The 22,034-nt window shown below is 53.0% G+C and carries 27 protein-coding genes; 9 read left to right on the forward strand and 18 right to left on the reverse strand.

The features are described from left to right. A complete protein-coding gene (locus tag AB9F29_RS01670; protein ID WP_369754370.1) occupies positions 1-1,380 on the reverse strand; it encodes a surface lipoprotein assembly modifier in 1,380 nt (459 codons plus the stop codon). Between the two features lie 6 nt (positions 1,381-1,386). Then, positions 1,387-2,235: a hypothetical protein gene (locus AB9F29_RS01675; RefSeq protein ID WP_369754371.1), complete on the reverse strand. Its 849-nt coding sequence runs from the start codon at positions 2,233-2,235 to the stop codon at positions 1,387-1,389. A 245-nt stretch (positions 2,236-2,480) separates the two neighbouring features. Here AB9F29_RS01675 and thyX point away from each other — a divergent pair, with 245 nt between their 5' ends. Together thyX and AB9F29_RS01685 are read left to right on the forward strand one after the other, a co-directional pair. After that, positions 2,481-3,389 carry an FAD-dependent thymidylate synthase gene (thyX, locus tag AB9F29_RS01680; protein ID WP_039003319.1) on the forward strand — a complete coding sequence of 303 codons (909 nt, stop codon included), beginning with the start codon at positions 2,481-2,483 and terminating at the stop codon, positions 3,387-3,389. A 4-nt stretch (positions 3,390-3,393) separates the two neighbouring features. Then, positions 3,394-4,191 (forward strand): hypothetical protein, encoded by a 798-nt coding sequence (locus AB9F29_RS01685; protein ID WP_369754372.1) that lies wholly within the window; start codon positions 3,394-3,396, stop codon positions 4,189-4,191. A gap of 36 nt (positions 4,192-4,227) precedes the next feature. Here the strand turns inward: AB9F29_RS01685 and AB9F29_RS01690 are convergent, their stop codons facing one another. From AB9F29_RS01690 to AB9F29_RS01700, 3 genes are all read right to left on the reverse strand, one after another. After that, a complete protein-coding gene (locus tag AB9F29_RS01690; protein ID WP_369754373.1) occupies positions 4,228-4,860 on the reverse strand; it encodes a GDSL-type esterase/lipase family protein in 633 nt (210 codons plus the stop codon). 110 nt (positions 4,861-4,970) lie between these two features. Then, complete coding sequence (locus AB9F29_RS01695) at positions 4,971-5,180, reverse strand: cold-shock protein (protein ID WP_039000949.1); 210 nt, start codon at positions 5,178-5,180, stop codon at positions 4,971-4,973. Between the two features lie 250 nt (positions 5,181-5,430). Continuing rightward, complete coding sequence (locus AB9F29_RS01700) at positions 5,431-5,640, reverse strand: cold-shock protein (protein WP_039000950.1); 210 nt, start codon at positions 5,638-5,640, stop codon at positions 5,431-5,433. Positions 5,641-5,860: 220 nt separating this feature from the next. Here AB9F29_RS01700 and AB9F29_RS01705 point away from each other — a divergent pair, with 220 nt between their 5' ends. After that, a complete protein-coding gene (locus AB9F29_RS01705; RefSeq protein ID WP_369754374.1) occupies positions 5,861-6,193 on the forward strand; it encodes an ArsC/Spx/MgsR family protein in 333 nt (110 codons plus the stop codon). Between the two features lie 44 nt (positions 6,194-6,237). Here AB9F29_RS01705 and AB9F29_RS01710 read toward each other — a convergent pair whose 3' ends face one another. The 5 genes from AB9F29_RS01710 to thrS all read right to left on the reverse strand — a co-directional run bounded on the left by AB9F29_RS01710 (position 6,238) and on the right by thrS (position 11,173). After that, positions 6,238-6,801: a DoxX family protein gene (locus AB9F29_RS01710; RefSeq protein WP_039000952.1), complete on the reverse strand. Its 564-nt coding sequence runs from the start codon at positions 6,799-6,801 to the stop codon at positions 6,238-6,240. Between the two features lie 8 nt (positions 6,802-6,809). Beyond that, positions 6,810-7,562 carry a DUF2063 domain-containing protein gene (locus AB9F29_RS01715; protein ID WP_369754421.1) on the reverse strand — a complete coding sequence of 251 codons (753 nt, stop codon included), beginning with the start codon at positions 7,560-7,562 and terminating at the stop codon, positions 6,810-6,812. Next, positions 7,562-8,422 carry a DUF692 family multinuclear iron-containing protein gene (locus AB9F29_RS01720; RefSeq protein WP_369754375.1) on the reverse strand — a complete coding sequence of 287 codons (861 nt, stop codon included), beginning with the start codon at positions 8,420-8,422 and terminating at the stop codon, positions 7,562-7,564. The genes AB9F29_RS01715 and AB9F29_RS01720 overlap by 1 nt, the downstream gene beginning before the upstream one ends. Positions 8,423-8,537: 115 nt before the next feature. After that, entirely contained in the window at positions 8,538-8,828 is a 291-nt protein-coding gene (locus tag AB9F29_RS01725; RefSeq protein ID WP_039000955.1) for a DUF2282 domain-containing protein, read from the reverse strand. A 395-nt stretch (positions 8,829-9,223) separates the two neighbouring features. Continuing rightward, positions 9,224-11,173 carry a threonine--tRNA ligase gene (thrS, locus tag AB9F29_RS01730; protein WP_369754422.1) on the reverse strand — a complete coding sequence of 650 codons (1,950 nt, stop codon included), beginning with the start codon at positions 11,171-11,173 and terminating at the stop codon, positions 9,224-9,226. A 224-nt stretch (positions 11,174-11,397) separates the two neighbouring features. Here thrS and AB9F29_RS01735 point away from each other — a divergent pair, with 224 nt between their 5' ends. From AB9F29_RS01735 to AB9F29_RS01745, 3 genes are read left to right on the forward strand one after another with little or no spacing between them, the layout of a single operon-like run. After that, positions 11,398-12,156: an alpha/beta fold hydrolase gene (locus tag AB9F29_RS01735; RefSeq protein ID WP_369754376.1), complete on the forward strand. Its 759-nt coding sequence runs from the start codon at positions 11,398-11,400 to the stop codon at positions 12,154-12,156. 12 nt (positions 12,157-12,168) lie between these two features. After that, a complete protein-coding gene (locus tag AB9F29_RS01740; RefSeq protein WP_335586289.1) occupies positions 12,169-12,600 on the forward strand; it encodes a VOC family protein in 432 nt (143 codons plus the stop codon). Next, complete coding sequence (locus tag AB9F29_RS01745; protein ID WP_369754377.1) at positions 12,601-13,239, forward strand: hypothetical protein; 639 nt, start codon at positions 12,601-12,603, stop codon at positions 13,237-13,239. On the opposite strand, the gene phaZ is transcribed toward AB9F29_RS01745, so the two are convergent. Then, the gene (gene phaZ / locus AB9F29_RS01750; protein ID WP_369754378.1) at positions 13,236-14,534 is read right to left on the reverse strand and encodes a polyhydroxyalkanoate depolymerase; all 1,299 of its coding nucleotides are present in this window, start codon (positions 14,532-14,534) and stop codon (positions 13,236-13,238) included. The genes AB9F29_RS01745 and phaZ overlap by 4 nt on opposite strands. Positions 14,535-14,640: 106 nt before the next feature. Between phaZ and AB9F29_RS01755 the strand changes: the two genes are divergently transcribed. The 3 genes from AB9F29_RS01755 (at position 14,641) to phaR (ending at position 17,721) form a co-directional block, all read left to right on the forward strand. Beyond that, the gene (locus AB9F29_RS01755; protein WP_369754379.1) at positions 14,641-16,461 is read left to right on the forward strand and encodes a PHA/PHB synthase family protein; all 1,821 of its coding nucleotides are present in this window, start codon (positions 14,641-14,643) and stop codon (positions 16,459-16,461) included. A 129-nt stretch (positions 16,462-16,590) separates the two neighbouring features. Further along, positions 16,591-17,031 carry a phasin family protein gene (locus AB9F29_RS01760; protein ID WP_039000961.1) on the forward strand — a complete coding sequence of 147 codons (441 nt, stop codon included), beginning with the start codon at positions 16,591-16,593 and terminating at the stop codon, positions 17,029-17,031. A gap of 144 nt (positions 17,032-17,175) precedes the next feature. After that, on the forward strand, positions 17,176-17,721 hold the full coding sequence (gene phaR / locus AB9F29_RS01765; protein WP_039000962.1) for a polyhydroxyalkanoate synthesis repressor PhaR: 546 nt from the start codon (positions 17,176-17,178) through the stop codon (positions 17,719-17,721). A gap of 69 nt (positions 17,722-17,790) precedes the next feature. Here the strand turns inward: phaR and AB9F29_RS01770 are convergent, their stop codons facing one another. The 7 genes from AB9F29_RS01770 to AB9F29_RS01800 form a co-directional block, all read right to left on the reverse strand. After that, positions 17,791-18,630, reverse strand: a complete 840-nt coding sequence (locus tag AB9F29_RS01770) for an amino acid ABC transporter permease (protein WP_335585841.1) — start codon at positions 18,628-18,630, stop codon at positions 17,791-17,793. After that, on the reverse strand, positions 18,627-19,511 hold the full coding sequence (locus AB9F29_RS01775) for an ABC transporter permease subunit (RefSeq protein WP_335585847.1): 885 nt from the start codon (positions 19,509-19,511) through the stop codon (positions 18,627-18,629). Before AB9F29_RS01775 ends, AB9F29_RS01770 begins: the two co-directional genes overlap by 4 nt. A gap of 75 nt (positions 19,512-19,586) precedes the next feature. Further along, positions 19,587-20,309: a transporter substrate-binding domain-containing protein gene (locus AB9F29_RS01780; RefSeq protein WP_335585840.1), complete on the reverse strand. Its 723-nt coding sequence runs from the start codon at positions 20,307-20,309 to the stop codon at positions 19,587-19,589. Between the two features lie 21 nt (positions 20,310-20,330). Further along, the gene (locus AB9F29_RS01785) at positions 20,331-20,501 is read right to left on the reverse strand and encodes a hypothetical protein (protein WP_335585839.1); all 171 of its coding nucleotides are present in this window, start codon (positions 20,499-20,501) and stop codon (positions 20,331-20,333) included. Continuing rightward, positions 20,501-21,295, reverse strand: a complete 795-nt coding sequence (locus AB9F29_RS01790; protein ID WP_369754380.1) for an ABC transporter ATP-binding protein — start codon at positions 21,293-21,295, stop codon at positions 20,501-20,503. The genes AB9F29_RS01785 and AB9F29_RS01790 overlap by 1 nt, the downstream gene beginning before the upstream one ends. Positions 21,296-21,439: 144 nt before the next feature. Then, positions 21,440-21,874, reverse strand: coding sequence for a TerB family tellurite resistance protein (locus AB9F29_RS01795; protein WP_369754381.1), 435 nt, complete (start codon positions 21,872-21,874; stop codon positions 21,440-21,442). Between the two features lie 5 nt (positions 21,875-21,879). After that, the gene (locus AB9F29_RS01800; RefSeq protein WP_369754382.1) at positions 21,880-22,005 is read right to left on the reverse strand and encodes a DUF1330 domain-containing protein; all 126 of its coding nucleotides are present in this window, start codon (positions 22,003-22,005) and stop codon (positions 21,880-21,882) included. Positions 22,006-22,034: the final 29 nt, after the last annotated feature.

Consider the following 22,034-nt stretch of genomic DNA (forward strand, 5'->3'; position numbering starts at 1 on the left):
TTAGAAACTGCTGCGAAATCCAAGGCCCAAGCCAAAACCGTCTGCAGAGAATAGGGCGGCGTTAGAGTATTTACGCGCATAGGAAAAGTCGAGGACCGGCGCGAAGCCATAATATTCGAAATCGTCAAAGAACATTGAAAGCGTCGCGACTCCGAGGTGGTCTACGCGCTTCTCACCTTGAGTATACCTTGATTTTTCAAATACTTGCCCGTCATATTGAAGGGATAAACTCGTTGTGGCCGAGAAAAACGGCTTGGCCCAAGTATAGCTGATGCCGCCGCCTATGGCGTCATTGGCGAGGTCCGAAGCGCGGCCAAATTTTGGATCGCCAATAAGATTGGTGGTGCTCGCCGTGATATTCCAACTAAATATCCCGCCGGATTCTGTTGCGCGCCGTTGCTGTATAACCGCCAGTACTCTCCCTGTGTCGCGCGCATGGTCGTCCAATCGCGAGTTGGCTTCTGTGAAAAGGGAGAATTGCAAAATACTGCCACTTTCCTGTCTATGGAGTAGGGAATATTTAAGCCAGATCAAGTTGCTCAGAGGCTCGCCGCCATAGCGATAGCGCCCGACCGAAGCCTCAAAGGAATGGGCATTCATGCTTGAGGGGGCCGCGAAGTCATAGGCGGCATAAAGTTTGAAGCTGCTGAAGGCGTAGTCGCTGCCCTTGGCGTCGGGCGCTATGGAGATGGCTTCTTCGGACAGCTTGTATTGGCGCGTTTCAATATCGCCGCCAAACCTCAACGTTTTGCTCTCAGAGAGCGGCTTTTCGTATTCCACCCGTCCGCCAACCACGAGGCCCATACCAGAAAGAGGTTTGTTGCGGCCAGAAATAATCAGGGGAAGGCCGCCAATTATAACGACATCGGAGTTGGAGCCGTTGTTGATGTTGGACGAGGGGCGCAGAGAAAACCGAAAGTCCAAGGACCATGGATTCTGGCTGCGGACATACTGTAAATCTCTGATTGCTATGTTTTTTTCTGCCTCGCTAGGGGCGTTTTGCGCGGCACGGCGCAGCCAGATTTGCGCGAAGGTATGCGATCCATCCGAGGCCAGCGCCTGAGCGACCACCAAAGCGGCGTTGTATTTCTGGGAGTCAGTTTCAGCTACGCCCCACGCTTTCTTTCCGGCTTTTGACGCTGCTTTGAAATTGCCCAGATTGCGTTCGGCGACCGACAAGATGAGGAGAGCATTCAGATCTTGCGGATCGCGAATGAGCAACCCATTAGCAATTTGGCGTGCGGCAACGGGTTGGCCGCCAGCTAGGTAATGAGCGGCCGCAGATCGCGCTTCTTGAGGGGAAAGACGGACTTCGGCTTGCGAAGCGGTCGCAACGCAAGCCGAAAATAGAAGGGATAGGAGGAGGGGCCAGAGACGCATTGGCCGCTAGTCCGCAGCGATAAAGACGCCCGTTTCTTGAACCGTTGGATCAGCTATGCGCACCGCGCCAACCACTTCTTCGCTGTTGGGGCCTGAGAAAACTGCCGAATAGGTGCCGGTCCTATCACCCGAATGTGCGGTTCCTTCGATGATGCCACTGTCCGTAAAAGCAGAAGTTTCATCTAGTACTAGGGCCTCAAGTGCCCCGATGCGTGTGCCGTTTGTGTCGTATTCGAAGCGTTCAGTAATAAAGCCGTGGATGGCGCCGGTTAGGTCAAAATCGTTAGGATCGACGTAAACCAAGACCTCTCCGCTCGAAAGAGTGATCGCTTCGGCGGGGGATGTGGCATCATCGTGCACGAGAATGCCAGCATAATTGCCATCATAGCGCAATTCACCTGTGGGGCGGGTAACATTGTTCGAAGCGCGGCCAATCATGGCGCCACCGTGGCCGAAGTCAGCGTAAATGCCGCCGCCTTCTCCATTGATGTGGTTGCCACTGCCTGCGGCACCAGCGCGGCTATAGGCGGATTGGCTATAGACCGCGTAATACTGAACGTGGCCTTTCTCGCCAGCTTGCTGGCTCGCGTAGACTTGGAACTCTGGAAGGGCCTTGATGCCGGTATTTACATAGCGTCCAGCGTCGCCATCGAACGGCAAGTTGTTGATAACGAGTTGGTCATTGGCGGCGTCGTAGACCAGATTATTCATATCATTGTCGTCGCCGATATAGTTATCGGTCGTGGCTTGGGAACCACCCGTTTCTTCGTCCGAACCGGCGCCGCCAAAGGGGGGGGTGCCGGTTGCACAGGCTGACAGTGTCAGGGCGGAACAGAACAATAGATATTTATACATAAGTTGGACCACTGCTTTCGTCTCAATTTTTGTTAAAAGTCCCCGCAAAGCGTGTGAAAGTCAATGATGGAGAGGCGTTAGGGTCGGTTTTTGCGGAAGTGTTGTTTTTCAATAGCATTCGAGAAATCGCCCCGTATTTTGTGGGCAAGGTCCATTGGAAACCTATATCAGGCCCTTGGGATTCGTATATATAGGTGTGGAACCGAGTCGGACATCGCTGGACGACCCCCGAATAAGGACCAACCATGCCCCTAAGCCCCGAGCAGCTTGCCGAAATTGAAGCCCTTCGCGCCTCCCCGCAACCCACGTTGCGCGCCGTTGCGCCGGGGATGGAAAAGCATCTTTATACCGCGCAAGAGGTGTTGGATCACGGGTTTGTTCGGGTTGTCGACTATATGGGCGACGACGCGGCGATCTGTCAGGCGGCGCGGGTTTCCTATGGGAAGGGCACGAAATCGGTTCAGAATGACAAGGGTTTGATCCGCTATTTGATGCGCCACTGGCACTCGACACCGTTTGAGATGTGCGAAGTGAAGTTGCATGTGAAATTGCCGGTTTTTGTCGCACGGCAATGGATTCGGCATCGCACGGCGAATGTGAATGAATATTCCGCGCGGTATTCTATTTTGGACCGCGAGTTTTATATTCCAGCGCCCGAGCATTTGGCGGCGCAGTCGGTGATCAACAATCAGGGACGTGGCGAGACCTTGACAGGCGACGAAGCGGCGCGGGTTTTGGAAATCCTGAAGTCGGATGCCAATCGCGCCTATGACAACTACGAAGCGATGATGTCGGATGAAGGGCAGCAAGGGTTGGCGCGGGAATTGGCGCGGATGAACCTGCCGAGCAATATCTATACACAATGGTATTGGAAGGTCGACCTGCACAACCTGTTCCATTTCCTGCGGTTGCGGGCGGATAGCCATGCGCAATATGAAATCCGTGTGTATGCGGATGCGATTGCGAAGGTTGTGGCGGATTGGGTTCCGGCGGCCTTTGGGGCGTTTGAGGATTACCGGATGGGCGGCGCGAATTTGTCTGCGCAGGCCTTGGATGTGATCCGTCGCCGTTTGAAGGGCGAAGAGGTGACGCAGGAAAACTCCGGCATGGCAGCGCGTGAATGGCGGGAATTCGTGGATATGATTGAAGGGTGATTGGTTGAGGCGTTTCTTCGACGGTCTATTGGCGATTGGCCTGTTCCTTGGCTTAATTTTTGGGGCAGCCATTGCTATTTGGTTGAGTGCTGAAACTCAACTCTTGATCGCTGGAAATGCTTTTCTTCTGAGCTCTTTCGGCGTTTTGGTTGGCGCCGCGCTTTCGTTTTTGGTGCAGCTGTATTTCGAGGATAAGAGAAAACGTCAGTCTGATTTTGATCAATATGCTTCTCTCTTGGTCAAGCTTGAAGAGGTTGTCCGGCAGTTAGGTGTTTTAGGAGGGCTTCTTAAGAGCGGGCGTGAAAAAATTCTGGAAATTCAGAAACTTTTGGAGATCGACGTCGATCAAAAAGATGTGGAATCGAAGGAACGTCAGTTAAGTTTGATCTATAGAATTGACCCAACCATTTTCGTCCCAAAAGAAGTTAATTTTTCGACAGCGGAAAAGGGTGTCGCGCTCAGATGTGGGAAGCTTGATTTTTACAACAAAGTTTCCAGTGTTGATTCTCGTTATCAGGGGGCCTTTGCCTTGCTTGCCAATTTATCCAAAGAAAGGGCCGAAATTTTGGCTTTGGGGAGCCTATATGTGGCCGAAAATGGTGAGAGGAAGTACAGATTCGAAGATGAGAAGCGGCCCGAATTGAAGCTTCGACTGGGTGAATATGAAACCCATTTCGATACGGTTGTGCAGTTTGTCGAGGAGCAAAGAAGTTGTTTTTTGACGCTTATAGATCATTTGCTGACAATAGTGGAAGAGTATGGCCCGAAGCTAACTAATAGCCGAGCCAAAACTGGAAATTAAGAACGCAAATAGAAGCCGTTTATGCAAGCGAATTGGTTAGAGTTTTGCGAGAGTGCCCGTCACAGCCACTGCAAGTTTCTCATGCATCTCTGGCCCGTAGTGGACGCCATCCATTTCACTAACTTCAATGTAGTCGCCTGCGTTTAGGTAGGCTGTGCCGTGGCGGGTGGCGATGTCTTTGAGGAGGGCGGGGAGGGCGTTGGAGGCGGTTTCGCCGTTTGCGAATTTCTCGGTGAGGAAGCCAATTTCGCGCACGGGGGGCGGTGCGATGAGGAGGAGTTTGAAGCCGTTGTGGCGGGTTTGCATCTCGTCGGAGAGTGCGGTGGCGACCAAGCCTTCGATGTGGGCAGCGATTTCTGTGGCGGTGAGGGCAAGGTGTGTTTTGACGTCATTGGTGCCGAGCATCAACGTCATGTAGTCAATCGGGCCACAGCTTTGCAGTGCTATGGCAAGGCCAAGGCGGCCATCCATGTGATCGCCCATATCGGTTGGATCGGGGGTGGCGGCGGTACGTCCAGGTAGGCCCGCTTCGATCAAATCCCAACCAAGGGAGGCGCTCACGCGGGTTGGCCAGCGGGTTGCCGCATCATATCGTTCACGGATATCGTCGGCATAAAGCGGGGCGGCGCCATAGGTGTTGCTGTCGCCAAAAGTAAGAAGTGTGGTCATGAGTGCCTCTAAGGATGTTGTATTTCCCACAGAGTATCAAATGCGCAAAAAAAACACCCTGCGAAATTCGCAGAGTGTTCATTTTCATCATGGCGTGAGCCAAGAAGAATTTAGTCAACCAGTGCCAAGTTATCAGCAGAAGCGCGACCGTCACGGCCTTCTTGAAGGTCGTAGGTAACTTTTTGGTTGTCGGCAAGACCTGTGAGGCCTGCACGTTCAACAGCAGAGATGTGTACAAATACATCGGATCCGCCAGCGTCAGGTGCAACAAAGCCGAAGCCTTTAGTAGAATTAAACCATTTTACGGTGCCAGTAGCCATTTCCGTAGTCTCCTATTTTGGCCGCCCACAACATGCGGCGGTTTGGTGATCAGCCCTTGTTATAAATCGAACCGGCTGCTCAGAAGGAGATAGGCGGAAGAATAGAGTCTGTCGTCACATCATCCGTATGACGGATAATGTGGGAAATCGCAAGGGATTCCTTTGAAATCTTTGAGTTAGCATCCGTTTTTTAACAAAAAAGATTGAAACGGCCCGAAAAAGAACGGGCCGTGTAATCTTTTAGAAAGGTTTAGCCAACAGTCTTGATGTTGCCTGCGGATTCACGTCCGTCGCGACCGGCGACCAATTCGTATTCCACTTTTTGGTTGTCTGCTAGACCAGTCAGACCAGCTTGTTCAACAGCCGAGATGTGAACAAAAATGTCCGATCCGCCTGCGTCTGGTGCGATAAAGCCGAAGCCTTTAGTTGTATTGAACCACTTAACGGTGCCGGTAGCCATCCGTTTTCTCCCTAATCAATCTTACCCAATCGCGGAATTGCGGCGGGCTGTGTCGACAGGTATTTTACGGAGGTGTGCATCCCGAGGGATGCGGGTCTTCCAAAAATCTGTTAACACGTCAAAATCGTTAGCTGAATTCTCATAAAAGGCAAGAAGTTTCGGAAGTTGGGCGCGAAATTGTCGGGAAACACAGTGAAAATCGGAAAAATCGAGGGCTGAGATGAAAATTTGGACTTTGAAGAATTGCGATACATGTCGCAAGGCTGTGAAGGAATTGGAAGCTGAATTTGGCGCTCTTGAGCGGGTAGATGTGCGGGATGATGGAGTGGCACCCGTTGATTTGGCCCGATTTTATGCGGCATTTGGCGAGGATATTTTGAACCGCCGGTCAACCACATGGCGCGCACTTTCTCCCGAAGCACGCGAAGGGAACCCGCTTACCCTTTTGGCCGCGCATCCGACTTTGATGAAACGCCCTGTGATACAACTGGATGAGCGTTTGTTTTTAGGATGGGGTAAAGACGTGCAAGCGGAGTTAATGCAAAGTAAATAGCCCCACCCAAAGGTGAGGCTTGCAGGCTGGTTTGTCCTTAGAGTTTAGGCTTGGGGACGGCGACCTAGGAGAATGCGGTCAACCGAGAGGGGGCCAGCGCCCTTAATGACGAGCACAACAAGAACTGTGATCCAAAAGAGGCGCTGATCAAGGATCCCGCTGTCTGGAGCGCCATCAAACCAAGCGCCGAGGGTTCCGGGCTGGTTGATTCCGCCGTGTCCGTAGAGATCGGTTAGGCTCTGGACAAAGATAAATCCGATCATGCCAATTGCCCCAAGTCGCGTGAAAAGTCCCAGAACGATGAGCGCGGGAAGGATGAATTCCGCCCACATCCCTGCAACGGCAACCGCCCAGTAAAACCACCCGAGTTGGCTTGTATCATAGCTAACTGCTTCGGCGGCCTTGGGGAAAATCTGGGCGTAGGCCCCAGCGGAAGGCGACAAAAATCCGAAAACCCCGTCGCCGAGTTTTGTAAGGGCCGAGTTCCAGTAGTAAACCAGCAAGGTCGCCGCAAAGGTAAAGCGCGCAAGGGTTGGGAGGAGCCATGTGCCCGCAAATTTGGTCAGTAGACGAACTGCGAAGTCATATAATGTGAGGAGCGCGTGCATAAAATATCCTAAATCAGGTCAATATGGGTGATGGCCCCGCCGGCAAGAAGGGCGCCGAGGACCGTTGTGAGATCGAATTCGGGTATTGTGCTGGCCGCCTCAAAGGCAGCCCCGAAGGTCATGTTTTTGCCGAGGGTTTCGATGAAATCCGCCCCGCCAGCTGGTAGGAGAGTCGCTTCGGGGTCAAAGTCCGGACGGGTGAGCAAAACATCCTGCGCGCTGGGGGTGACAGCGGGTGCATCGGAGCGCGTATTCACTAGATAAATCGCGTGAAGCGGCCAAGGCGAGCGCAGGATTATCACGGCGGGTGCGAGGGTGAGACGCGCCGCCATAAGCGCGTCGGGGGAGATGGATTGCAGGGTCTCGGCCGCGATGGGAGGGGCGTCCGCTGCGTGATATGAGGCGCGAAGAGCCAGTTCAAGGCGTGCAACATCGGGCAGATAGGGCAGGTGCGCGACGGGTTCGAATTCGGCTAGAAAGGCAGGCATTTCAGCGCCATAGAACATCATGAGCGGGGAGCGCGGCGGGTGGGCGCGCAAGTAAACCCCTGCGACAGCGTCGAAAAACTCTTGGCCGACGATGCGACATAGGACTGGAAAGGCTTGGCCTAAAGCTTCGGTGAGGGAGACCGCGACATTGTTGCGATACACCGAGAAACGCTTGCCGGCGGGGGAGCCATCGGGGCCAATCAAACCTTCAGGGGGGGGCGTGTCTGGGTCGAGCAGGGCATGAATGAACTGGGTTTGCGAAACGGTCTCCATCACACCGGCACCGTGTCAAGAACCGTCGCGACCCGTTGGGCTTCGGCGGCGAGGGTTGGCCAATCGGGGACATCATTGTCCCACTCGATGAGGCTGGGTTTGGCACCGCCTTTGAGCAAGGTATAGGCGTACATTTCCCACACGGGTTCGGCGACTTCACGGCCATGGCTGTCGATCAAAAGCAGGTCGCCATCATCGTCACTGTCCTCCTCAAAACCCGCCAAGTGGATTTCCCCAACCAGATCAAGGGGGAAGGCATCAATGTAGGAATATGGGTCGGTTTTTTGGTTGGTGGCGGAAATAAACACGTTGTTCACATCGAATAATAAGCCGCACCCCGTGCGTTGAGCGATCTCGGCGAGGAATTCGGCTTCGGGGATTTGGCTTTCGGCGAAGGTGAGGTAATTGGACGGGTTTTCCAGCAGCATACGGTGGCGTACGGTGGATTGAACTTGATCGATATGGTCGCAAATCCGCGAAAGCGTTTCTTGAGTATAGGGCAGAGGCAAAAGGTCGTTCATGAAGCCAACATCATGAGTGGACCACGCAAGGTGTTCGGAAAAACTGGCGGGGTTAAGCCATGAAACCAGGTGACGCAGGCGTTCGAGGTGGTCTGGATCAAGGGGCTTCTCGCCGCCGATCGACAGGCCGACACCATGCACAGATATTGGGAATTTTTCGGAGAGGGCACGCAGTTGGGCGATGGGGCGGCCGCCCTGACCCATGTAATTTTCTGCGTGAATTTCGAGCCATTCCACGGGGGAGGCATCGGTCATGATCGCGGAAAAATGCTGGGGTTTGTAACCAACGCCGGGGCGATTGGGGAGGGCCTCAAAACGGTGCGGGTTGGAATCGAGCACGGGAGCCTCCGGAACACAAATTATTCTAGGTAGTCTACATCAGAATTGGCTAAGAACCAAATCCGAGTAATTCGGAGAAAATGCGCCCCACCCAGACGGGTGAGGCGCGCAGAATTTATGCAGGGATGTCGCGCTCAAGGGCATCGAGGGAGCCCATGCGGCCTTCGCCTACGTCCATAGTTGCGCAAGTTCCAGTAGCGACAAGTTTCCATGCGTTGCCTTGGAAGTCGACTTTGGATGTGCCCGCACATGTTGTACCAGGACCGGCTGCGCAGTCGTTTTGACCCGCAAGGGACACACCGAAGCATTTTTCTTTTGCTTCATCGGCGGCAGCAGGAAGAGCGTGGGCAGAAAGTGCAGCAGCAACAGCGCCAGCAGCGGCAAGAGTTTTGAAGTGTGTAGACATTGAGATATCCTTTAAAAAACTGTCATAAAAATCGCAGCAAGCGATTGGGTAAACTCTATGCGAGCCAGGAGGGAACGGGCCACTCACATCGTCGTTATTCACTGGCGCGTGAAGTATCGCGAGGAGGCGGGTGGGAGCGTACGCGTGAAAAATCCTCTTAGTTTTAAGGGGCTGACGACAAATTGTCGCATAAGCGAAAGTTTGGAGGCGCGCAGTACTCCGTCGAATATTTCATCAATGAGGGGGTGTATTGAAACAAATCCGCCAAAATACTGGTGAAAATCGTTTGAAAATTGCGCGGCTTGAAGATTGTTACAGAAAGCGCAGGCGCCTAGGGCAACGAAAAATGGCCCGAAAACTGAAGTTTCCGAGCCATTCCTTAAAATGCGAGCGATTTAGTCGCGCAAATCGGGGGGGGTTGCTTCAACCGCGAGGTCTTCGACGACTTGATCAAGCTCCAAGACCCTTGTTTGCTTTTCACCCAAACGGCGCAGGGTGACGGTGCGGTCTTCGACTTCTTTCTTACCGATTGCGAGGATCACGGGCACTTTGCCAAGGCTGTGTTCGCGGACCTTATAGTTGATCTTCTCGTTGCGAATGTCGGCCTCGGCCCGCACGCCACGTTTTTGCAGGGCGGCCACAGCTTCCAAGACGAACTCATCCGCATCGGACACGATAGAGGCCACAACCACTTGGCGCGGGGCAAGCCAGAACGGGAATTTCCCTGCGTGCTCTTCGATCAAAATCCCAATGAAACGTTCAAACGATCCCAAGGTTGCGCGATGCAACATATAAGGGGTGTGTTTGGCGCCATCTTCGCCGACGTAAGTTGCGTTGAGGCGTTCGGGGATGTTTGGATCGACCTGAAGGGTGCCACATTGCCAGTCGCGGCCAATGGCGTCGGTTAAAACGAACTCAAGTTTCGGGCCGTAGAACGCGCCTTCGCCGGGGTTGAGTTCAAACTCATAGCCAGCCGCTTTACAGGCGTTACCGAGGGCGTCTTCGACGAGATCCCAGCTTTCATCCGAGCCGACGCGTTTTTCTGGACGAGTCGACAGTTTGATGCGCCAGTTGTGGAAGCCCAATTCTCCGTAGATTTGCGACAGAAACTCGACGAATTTTTTGGTCTCGGATTCGATCTGGTTTTCTGTACAGAAAATATGGCCGTCGTCTTGGGTAAAGCCGCGCACACGCATGATGCCGTGAAGTGCGCCCGAAGGTTCATAACGGTTACAGGAGCCAAATTCCGCCATGCGCAGGGGCAGGTCGCGGTAGGACTTGATGCCTTGGTTGAAGATTTGCACGTGGCACGGGCAGTTCATCGGCTTGAGCGCGTTCACAGTTTTTTCGCGCGCATGTTCCTCGTCGACTTCGACAATAAACATGTGTTCCTGATAGGCTTCCCAGTGACCGGACGCCTCCCAAAGCTTGCGGTTCACCACTTGTGGCGTGTTCACTTCGACATAGCCGTCGGCATATTGCTTGCGGCGCATGTAGTCTTGCAACTCGGTATAGACGCGCCAGCCATTTGCGTGCCAGAACACTTGGCCCGGTGCTTCTTCCTGCATGTGGAAGAGGTCCATTTCGCGACCAAGTTTGCGGTGATCGCGTTTGGCGGCTTCTTCGAGCATGTGGAGGTGCTGCTTGAGGCCGTCTTTGTTTTGGAACGCCACGCCGTAGATGCGTTGCAGCATCGCGCGGTCACTGTCGCCGCGCCAGTAGGCTCCCGCGATGGACATCAGTTTGAATGCGTCGCCCGGCACTTGACCGGTGTGTTGAAGATGTGGGCCGCGACAGAGGTCTTGCCAGTGGCCGTGCCAATACATGCGCAGGGGTTCGTCGCCCGGAATGGAATTGATAAGCTCTACTTTGTAAGGCTCATTATTGGCCTGATAGAAATCAACAGCGCGTTCACGTTCCCAAATTTCTGTGGTCACAGGCTCGCGCTTGTTGATGATCTCCTTCATCTTTTTTTCGATGGTTTCGAGGTCTTCTGGTGTGAAGGCTTCTGCGCGATCAAAGTCATAGTACCAGCCGTTTTTGATCACGGGGCCGATGGTGACTTTGACGTCAGGCCAAAGCTCTTGCACGGCGCGCGCCATGATGTGGGCACAGTCGTGACGGATCAGCTCAACGGCTTGTTCCTCGTCTTTCATAGTGTGGAGCGCGAGGCTTGCATCGGCGTTGATGGGCCATTGCATATCCCAATGTTGGCCGTTCACTGTCGCGGAAATGGCTTTCTTCGCGAGGGATGTGGAAATGCTCTCGGCCACCTGCGCGGGGGTAATGCCAGCATCATATTGGCGGGAATTGCCGTCGGGAAGGGTAAGGGAGATTTGGGCCATCATGGGGCTCCTCGTCAGTTTGGCGCCTACGAAACGCCCGGTTGCGGGTATATGTTCGTGCGTGTTTTGCCGCGCGGGGCGGGTAAAGTCAACGCGGATTTATGGGTAAATCTCAGGCGGGAGGCCGCGATGACAATCGGGCGTCGGCGAATTGAAAGGCTTGAAACCCATGCCCCAGAGCGGCACTGTGGCGGTCACACATCGGCAGTCATTTGGAGCCAAACATGAGCGAGCCACAGTTTCTAACCACCGACACAGGGCGTAAAATTGCCTACTACCTTACAGAGGGCAAAGGGCCCGGCGTGGTGTTCTTGGGCGGGTTCATGTCGGATATGGGCGGCACCAAGGCAGTGTACCTTGAGGATTGGGCCAAAAAAACAGGCCGCGCCTTTTTGCGGTTTGATTATTCGGGGCATGGCGAAAGTTCGGGCGCATTTACGGACGGAAGCATCGGCGAATGGGCCGCAGACGCACAGGCCGCCATTCGCACATTGACGGAAGGGCCACAGATCTTGGTTGGTTCATCTATGGGGGGCTGGATGGCGCTTCTTGTGGCGCGCGCGATGCCCGAAAAAGTCGCCGGACTGGTGGGAATTGCCGCTGCGCCCGATTTTACCGAGGATAGCATGTGGGGCGGTTTTGACGTGGCACAAAAGGCGGAAATGGCCGAAACGGGGCAGGTTGCCTTGCCCAGTGACTATGACGATGGGCCGTATATTATCACTCGAAAGCTGATCGAGGATGGGCGCGAAGAACTCGTGCTGCGTAGCCCGCTTTCTCTGCCATTTCCCACGCGATTTTTGCAGGGAACTGCCGATGCGGATGTGGATACTTCGGTGGCGATGCGCCTTTTGGAACATGTTGAGGGCGGTGATGTCCGCCTGACGCTGGTCAAGGGGGCCGATCACCGCTTCTCGACGCCTGAATGCCTAAACCTGATAACAAAGACCTGTGAGAAGGTCATCGCACGGGCGAAATTTTGAAAGGCTGAAATAATGGACCAACGAGTAAGTTTGATAACGCTTGGTGTGGCCGATATGGATGCGTCGGCCGCGTTTTATGAGGGGTTGGGTTGGACGCGGGTGGAAAGTCCGGATGGGGTCATTGCATTTGACCTGATTGGCCAGACGCTTGGGTTGTATCCGAGGGCGGCTTTGGCCGATGATCTCGGCATTCCGGTTGCGGATGTCGGCGGTTTTAGCGGGGTGACATTCGGCCATAATGTGCCCCAAAAAGAAGATGTCGCGCCGTTATTGGAACGGGCAAAACAGGCCGGTGGGACGGTGTTAAAGCCCGCAGTTGATGTGTTTTGGGGCGGACACCACGGGTTTTTCGCCGATCCAGACGGGCATGTGTGGGAAATTGCGCATAACCCGTTTTCACCGCTGGGGCCAAAGGGTGAATTCCAATGGAACGGCGTGAAATAGATGCGTAAACCCGCGAGCATGCGAGGGCTTGAGGCCTTTGGGCGCACGCGGCTGTCGAAGTATTTCTTCATGCGCGATTTTCTGTATTCGGAAATTGGCGCGGTGCACGGGTTTTCAAATATTCCCGACGATCCGGAACTTGCGATTGCGGCAGGGCGTGCGCTTTGTACGCAACTGCTTGATCCGCTTCAGGAAACTTTTGGTTCGATCTCTGTGCGTTCAGGATTTCGCGCGGCGGATTTGAACCGGTTTGGCAACGAGAACGCGCTGAACTGCGCCAGAAATGACGTGGATTTTGGCGGGCATATTTGGGACAGGAAAGATCCACGCGGCGCCATGGGAGCCTGTGCGTGCATCGTGATTCCGTGGTTTGCGGACCGATATGAAAAGGGGCGGGATTGGCATGATCTGGCGTGGTGGTTGCACGATCATTTGCCCTATTCCGAAATACGGTTTTTTCCAAAACTCGCGGCGTTCAATCTTACGTTTAGCGAGGTGCCAAAGCGGGATATTCGCGGGTGGATTGGCGGGAATTCTGTTGTTCTGCGCGCGGGGGATGCGCCATCTGAGGAGCAAGCGGTGCGCGCAGCACGGTATTTTGATTTCCCGAAATTTCGCGGGCTAGATTTGCCGCATTAGGCTTTGAGTTTGGTCACTGTTGCAGATTTTTGTACAGGTTTCTCAGCAGCTTTTGGCGTTTCGGGTTTTGCATTCGCATCGATGAAATCAAGGACAAGCGGGCGGATATTGTTGCGCCAGCTTTTGCCTGCGAAAATACCAAAGTGTCCCGCGCCAGGTTCAAGGTGACTAGCTTTTTTGCTATCAGGCAGGCCGGTCAACAAGTCGAGCGCGGCCACGCATTGGCCCGGTGCCGAAATATCGTCGTTTGCCCCCTCGACGGTTTTGACCGCAACCGAAGTGATTTTTCCGATATCGATGGGCGTACCGTTAACAACGAACTGATTCTTTGCGATTTCGCCGTCTTTGAAAATCCGCTCGACAGTCGAGAGGTAGAACTCGGCTGTCATGTCCATCACGGCAAGATATTCGTCATAGAAACGGTTGTGCGCATCATGGTCGCCAGCTTCGCCTTTTGAGACGCGGGTGATTTGATTTTTGAAAGCTTCTGAGTGGCGCTCGCTGTTCATCGATACAAAAGACGCGAGTTGCAGTAGGCCCGGATAGACCATGCGTCCGACGCCCTTGAATTTGAATCCGACGCGTTGAATTGCGGTTTTTTCGAGTTGGCCCATTGTGACACGGCGACCAAAGTCGGTAACGTCGGTTGCAGCGGCATCGGGGTCGATTGGCCCACCGATGAGCGTCAGGGTGCGGGGTTGTGCGGACGGATCGAGCTCCGCGAGGTAGGCTGTCGCAGCGAGCGCTAGGGGCGCGGGTTGACAAACGGCAATCACATTGGCTTCTGGTCCAATTTCTCGCATAAAATCAACGAGGTAAAGGGTGTAATCTTCAATATCAAACTTGCCTTCGGAGACGGGAATGTCCCGCGCATTGTGCCAGTCGGTGATATAGATTTCGGCGTCTGGAAGAAGGCTCGCGACGGTGCTGCGCAAAAGGGTTGCGTAGTGGCCGGACATCGGAGCGACCAACAAGATTTTGCGCGCCTTTTCGGGACGGCCTTGCACGTTAAACTTGATCAAATCGCCAAAAGGACGCGAGACAACGGATTCAACTGAGACCAAATGATCGCATCCGTCCTCGGCAGGAATCGAATGAATGCCCCAGTCTGGCTTGACCGCCATACGGGCGAAACTACGCTCTGTGACGTCGCCCCATGCGCCTATCCATTGCAAAAACGGGTTGGGAACAAGGCCCATGGCAGGGAAGGCAGCGACGGCTTTTGCAGATGCGCCCAACCACTCGTTGGTATTGCGCATTGTTTCCATCATGTCATAGGTGGCCATATACCGCATATTCGCTCCTTCACAGCGCTGATTTCTCAGGCTAAGCTTGATTTGTGCTGCACGCGCGTCCTGCACTATGCTGCACTTGCAGAAAGATTAGGGTAGAAAAAATCATATGACAACCAATCAGAACGATTCCGACGAAAAATCCTCAGATTCAAACGGAAATGTGACATCTGAACGTCTGTCAGAGAATCTGGCTAAGGTGGAGGCGCTTTCGGCGCGCCTTGTCGCCGCCCTTTCGAAAAAACGTAAAATTGATCCCAACCTCCAAGGCCCAAGTAGCGACCTCTTCATGAAGGCCGCTGCCGCTTATATGGCCGAAATGGTAAATAATCCGTCAAAAATGGTCGAACATCAGGTTGCCTATTGGGGGAAGTCGCTTAAGCATTACGTGGATGCGCAGCATACTTTAAGCGAAGGTAAAATTGAGGCGCCCAAAGATTCTGGGCCTACCGATCGTCGATTTGCAGACCCCGCGTGGGATACGCATCCGTATTTCAATTATATTAAGCAACAATATTTGATGGGCAGCGATGCTGTTTCGCAGGCCGTGGCGGACCTTGACGGGCTAGATCCGTCAGATAAAAAGCGAGTCGATTACTTTAGTCGCCAGATTGTGGATATGTTTTCGCCCAATAATTTTCTTGGGACAAACCCGACGGCGTTGGCCAAAGCAGCCGAGACCGAGGGGCAATCCTTGGTGGATGGGCTGGAAAACCTTGTGCGCGATATTGAAGCCAATGATGGCGAGCTTTTGGTAACTTTGGCCGACAAAAGGGCCTTTAAAGTTGGTGAAAATCTTGGGACGAGCAAAGGATCGGTCGTCTTTCGCAATCGCATGTTTGAACTTGTGCAATATGCCCCCCAAACCGAAACCGTCTATAAGACTCCGTTGATTATCTTTCCGCCGTGGATCAATAAATTCTATATTTTGGACCTCAAGACGCAGAATAGTTTGATAAATTGGATTACAGAACAAGGGTTTACCCTGTTTGTCGTCTCTTGGGTCAACCCGAACGCTTCCTATAAGGATGTGGGATTGGCGGATTATGTGAATGAGGGGTACCTTGAGGCCATCGCGACGGTCAAAAAGATTACCAAGGAAAAGAGCGTCAATGTTGTGGGCTATTGCATCGCCGGAACGACTTTGTCGCTAACACTTTCAAAAATGAAAAAGGCGGGGGACAAATCGATAAAATCAGCGACCTTCTTTACCACGCTAACGGATTTCTCGGATCAGGGCGAAGTTGGCGTGTTTTTGGACGAAGGCTTTGTTGGTGGGATTGAACGCGAAGTCGCTGAGACAGGTGTTTTGGACTCGCTCTTCATGTCTAAGACCTTTTCGTATTTGCGCTCCAATGACCTGATCTATGCGCCCGCTATCCGGAATTATATGATGGGGGAGGCGCCGCCAGCGTTTGACCTTCTCTATTGGAACGGCGACGGAACGAACCTTCCGGGCCAGATGACGGTCGAATATCTGCGTAACCTTTGTCAAGAAAATCACTTCGCGCGCGGAATCTATGAAATGGAGGGCGAGGTGCTCTCGATCAAAGATGTGGACGTGCCCGTTTGTGCTATCGCCTGTGAGACCGACCATATCGCGGCTTGGACCTCCTCGTATCGCGGCGTGAGTCAGTTCCAGAGTAAATCCAAAACCTTTATTCTGTCTGAAAGTGGCCATATCGCTGGGATCGTGAATCCGCCCAGCAAGAAAAAATACGGCCATTATACCAATGAGGACATGACCCTTACCGCAGACGCGTGGAAAGAAGGCGCAGAGTTTCATGAGGGCTCATGGTGGGAACGATGGGGAAAATGGCTGTCTGACCACTCAGGCGGGCAGGTTCCGGCGCGAATTCCCGGTGATTCGGGCTATCCAGAGCTTTGCCCTGCTCCTGGAACCTATGTTTTGGCACCAATAAGTGATTGATTTATAAGGATATTGAATAATAATGCTGCGATGCAGCATAAAAAGCTTGAAATGCCGCGCTGCAGTATGCATATTGTTTGTACAAGAGAAATTCAGCGGAACTTCCCGCCTGCACTTAGGAGCGAACACATGACACAAGCACAAGATTTCACCAAGATCATGCAAGACATGGTTGGCGCATTCCCAGTAGACACAACTGCATTTGAAGGCGCGTTCAAAAATTCCGCCGCCCTTGGCGACAAAATGTCCAAAGTAGCTTTGACAGCTGCTGAGAAATCTAACGAGATTTCCACAAAATGGACAAAAGAAACACTCGCGAAACTGTCCGCAGTTTCCGCAGTTAAAACTGAGCCAGCTGATTATAGCAAAGCATTGACAGAATTCGCTTCTTCAACTGCTGAAATGGCTTCTGAAAACTTGGCCGCTTTCGCTGAAATTGCGAAAAAAGTTCAAGCTGAAACCGTTGAACTGATGCTTGCTGCTGGCAAAGACATCACTGAAGAAACAAACGCTGCTGTTAACAAAGCAACCGCAGACGTTACGAAAGCTGCAAAAGCGGCCACGAAGTAATTTGAGGTTCTAACCGCGGGTCTCCTCCTCCCTCCCTCCCGCGCTTCCTCTTAAGGCGAGATCCTCTCGGGTCTCGCCTTTCTTTTTGTTGCTTTCCTTCTGCGCATGCGCAATCCTTCTGCATTGCAGAAGAAGGGGATCCCTGTGAGCGAAGCCGAAAAAACACTACTTATCAAACGTTATGCCAGCCGCCGTCTTTATAATACCGAGACCAGCGACTACGTCACTCTTGAAGACATCGCAGGCTTTATCCGCACAGGGCGTGAGGTCCAGATTATTGACCTAAAAAGCGGCGACGATCTGACACGGCAATATCTTCTACAGATTATTGCGGAGAGAGAAAGCCGTGGTGACAATGTATTGCCCGTCAATGTCCTCATGGATTTGGTGCGTAGCTATACAAACCAAGCAGGCAGCGTTGTCCCTGACTTTCTCTCTGCGAGCTTTGAAATGCTCCGCGAGAGCCAGACCAAAGTTATGGGCGGCTTTCCCAGTCCTTTGGCCGGCATCCCTGGTCTTGACGCGCTAAAAGCGCAACAGGAAGCGTTTTTGAAGACCATGACCGGCGGATGGACCGCGCCTACATCGGAGCAGCCTGCCTCAAAAGACACCGCGAGTAGCGATAGTGATCTGGCTGACATCAAGAAACAGTTGGCGGAACTACAAAGTAAGCTTTCAAAAATGAGTTAAGCCGATTGGCTCTGCGGTAGAAAACGCTCATTCTACCGCAAAAACCCCCTGTTTTCAGCGTGTCACGCGTCAGCGAATGATCTGAGGTCTGAACTGAAATTTGCGTCGGACTTCTTGCGGTAAATGCCGATTGAGATATTTACTGATAGCCCCATAAATCCCAATCACAACAAACGTCAAAAGCACGTAGTACATGGCAAGGATCGGATAAGGGACGAACGGGTTGAACGTTTTATCCGCAAAATAACTGGCGTAATACAACGCATCGCCGCGTTGCTGCCATGCCGGAAAGCCCGAGAAATAGACCAAAGTTGTGGCGTGGAAGAGGAAGATCGCCTCGTTGGTGTAAGCGGGCCACGAGAGGCGCAGCATGGTGGGGAAAATCACCCGCCGGAATTTCTTCCAACCGGTTAAACCGTAGGCATCGGCAGCCTCGATTTCCCCCTTGGGAATAGAGTTCAGCGCACCATAGAAGATTTCCGCAGTATAGGCCGTTGTGTTGAGGAAAAGCACCAGCAATGCCCCGAGCCAAGCCTTTGTTAACATGCGGGTTTCGAGCGTAATCTCGACGAATCCTAGGTTGAGGTCGATGCCGAGTTTGGGCAGGAGCACGAAGGTCTCATACGCCAAAAAGAACTGAATAAACAGGGGTGAGCCGCGAAAGATAAAGATGAAAATCTCGGCGGGACGGCGCAGAATCCAGCGATGTGAGCTTTTGGCCATGGCCACGGCTGTGGCGGCAAAGAAGCCAAAGATGAGGGCGAGGACGCCGAAATAGATGTTCCAAATCATACCCGAACCAATCAACGTGAATTGATCACACAGAGTGAAGTCGGTTTTGGGCAGAAGCCGTTCACCGTATCCGAGGGAGCGCAGGCCGTAGTTTTGGATGGTTTCGAGGCAACTCATGCCGTGGCCTCGCGTCGCTGGGCTTCGCCGCCTGCGGTTGCCTGACCACGGGAAAGTTTACGCGTCAATTTGGCAAAGGCGATTTCGCTCACTTTGGTTAGTGTGAGGTAGAAGACCATCAAACCAAGGAAATACCAAATGCGCCAATCTGGATGCGGATAGTCGAAGGCATTGGTTTTGTGGCCCCCCATTTCGCGGGCCCAAAAGACGATGTCATGAATGCCTAAAAGGAACAAAAGTGGCGTGGCTTTTACAAGGATCAACCAAAGATTGGAGAGGCCAGGCAGCGCGAAAATCCACATTTGCGGCACAAGAATGCGCCAGAAACTTTGGCGGTGCGACATACCGTAAGCTTCGGCTGTTTCCATTTGGGCACGGGGGACGGCTTGCATCGCGCCATAGAGAACGTTGGCCGCAAAGGCGCCGAACACGATCGCAAAGGTAAAAACCGCGATTGAGAAACTGTAGGTTTCATGGACCCATTGGGCCGAGGAGGAGAGGGGCATTTTGGCATCGGGGCAGACAAGGAAATCACTGCCCTGACGAATGGCGTCGGTCCATTCGGGGCATTTTACCTTGTGGCGCGTCCATTCGACAGCTTGGTCAAGGGCGATGACAAAGAACATAAAGAACGCAATATCAGGAACCCCGCGCACGACGGAGGTGTAACTTTTTCCAAACCAGCGCAGAGGGGCGATGTGGCTACGGGATGCTGTCGCGCCCAAGAAACCAAAAAATAAGGCAACGGGTGCGGTCACGGCCAGCAAGAAGAGCACCGTTAAAAACGAACTGTAAAACGCGAAATGTTTTCCTGTCGTGAGATAGCACGACAGCCATGTCAGGCCTTCGAGGGCGGACGGATCGGAGCAATATGAAAAGATCGGACAGTCCCCTGAGTGGTTTGGCCAAAAGGAAAACGCGCGCCTTTTTTCAAGGCGCGCGTTGACTATTAAGGTTTAGAATACTTGGGCGTCTGCGCCGAACCATTCGGTGATCAAAGCGTTCAACGTGCCGTCAGCTTTCATAGAATCGATGGCTGTGTTGAATTTTGCTTTAAGTTCTGTGTCGCTTTTGCGCATGCCGATGCCGATGCCGCCGCCCAAACCAACGGGTTCACCAACGATAAGCATATCGCCACCGCTTTCCGCCGCGATGGGATAAAGGTAGTCGCCGTCTGCGAAGACTGCGTCTGCTTCACCATTTTTGACTGCAGCGACGGTTTCGTCTGGAGTTGCGAATTCAACCAAGATTGCACCGGATTCTGCAATGTAACCTGCTTGAATTGTAGCGGCTTGTGCAGCAACAACACCAGATGTTAGGTCAACATCTGCGGATAAAGCGAGGTAAGCGGAAGCCGCTGGTGGCGTGTAGTTTTGCGAGAAATCAATGACTTCTTTACGCTCGTCCGTGATGGACATGCCTGCAATGATTGTGTCGTAGTTGCCGGAGTTGAGGTTTGTGATGATGCTGTCCCAATCGTTTTGGACCCATTCACATGTCAATTCGGCACGTTTGCAGAGTTCATTGCCCAAGACGATTTCATATCCGTCGAGATCGCCATTATCGTTGACGAAGTTGTAGGGAGGGTAGGCACCCTCTGTGCCCATGCGAACGGTGTCAGCGAAGGCAACGCTCGTTGTAAAAACTAAAGCTGCGGTCGAAAGAAGGATATTTTTCATTTTAGTCTCCGTGAGGTGTAATTACGTAAGTCTTCCGCCAACGGGGAACCAACGCTTGGTACGCGCATTCTTGGTTCCGTCGTTGAGAAACTGGGTTATGCCCGAAGGGCCGAAATTTAGGGCGATTTTGGAATCAAACTCTAATGGGCGATTCACAAATGTGAGCGCAACAAGGGCACTAGGTGCAGGCATTATGCACTCACCGTGGCGCTGAGAAATTGCTGCAAACGAGTGGTTTTAGGGGCGGTGAAAAGGGTCGACGGCGGGCCTTGCTCTTCGATGATTCCCTGATGCAAAAACACGACGTGGTCCGAAACATCATTCGCCAACCGCATGTCGTGCGTAACCAATATCATCGTGCGGCCTTCGTTTGCCAAGTCTTTGATGACTTTTACAACTTCTTGCTCCAGCTCTGGATCAAGGGCACTTGTAGGCTCGTCGAACAGGAGGGCTTTGGGCTGCATACACAACGCACGCGCGATGGCGGCGCGTTGTTGCTGACCACCAGAAAGTTGCGCAGGATAGGCATCACATTTGTCGCCAATCCCCACTTTTGCCAACAGGTCGCGCGCGCGCAACTCAACCGCCTCACGGTCCTCTCCGAGGACGGTAACAGGGGCTTCCATCACGTTTTGCAGGATGCTCATATGCGCCCACAGATTGAACTGTTGAAAAACCATCGACAGGTTGGTGCGAATACGTGTGACCTGCGCGCGGTCGGCGGGGTGCCGCCCCAAACCTTGGCCGCGCCAAGAAATAGGCTCGCCTTCAAAAAGGATATCCCCACTTTGGCTATCTTCTAGCAGGTTCGCACACCGTAAAAGGGTGGACTTTCCTGACCCAGAAGAGCCAATCAGCGACACAACATCCCCACGGTTCGCCAAGATGTCCACACCCTTAAGGACTTCCAGCGGCCCATAGGATTTATGCAGGTTGCGGATTTCTATCACAGGAGTTTGTGTGTCGTTTGCTTTAGGTTTTGTCACGGTATTCCAGCTGTTTGGATTTGGTTCATTATTAGGAAGGATATTCCTTAAAATTGCAAACAGAAAGGACGATTGACGTAAGGGAACGCAATTTGGTGCGAAACGCCCAATTGTCGGGGGCGCCTCGGTCCAGGAAATTGGGGATTATTGATTGGATAAAACACGTTGACGACAGCGCGCACTGTCCATGTCCGTGATACCCAGTAGGTTTGCGAGCAAACGCATGAGTGTGTCTTCGTATGTATTGCGGACACCATCGGCCAAAACCACTTCCCATAGAGCCTCGATAACGGCCTCGCGCTCGTCGTGTGGCACCGAATCCTTGATCGAGCGGGTAAAGCGGACGGTGTCGGGGGCCGACTTCTCAAAGACTTCGGCTTCCTGACGCAACTCGGTGGTTTGCTCGGGGGTGATCTCGTAGCGTTTTGCCAAAATACGGTCGATGCGGGCGATTTCTGTGTGGGAATAATCGCCATCGGTGCGTGCTATGCGCACAAGCAACCCCGCAATTGCAATGCGGTCGTCGAGTTTTTGTGGCTCTGCTTCAGGGGCAAAAAGAGAAAATATTTTATCAATCATTTTAGTTATGTTGCTTCCTTTAGGGAGGTTTTAGCAAAGGCAACGCCGTTCGCCGCGACATAGGATTTGTAACCTTCCGGATCGCCCACATCTACATGCGCGATCCAGTATCCTTTGAGACGGTCTGTCATATGTCCCCCCCAATTTTTGGTAGGTTAGG

The sequence above is a fragment of the Falsihalocynthiibacter sp. S25ZX9 genome (genome assembly GCF_041205405.1).
Taxonomy (GTDB): Bacteria; Pseudomonadota; Alphaproteobacteria; order Rhodobacterales; family Rhodobacteraceae; genus Falsihalocynthiibacter; species Falsihalocynthiibacter arcticus.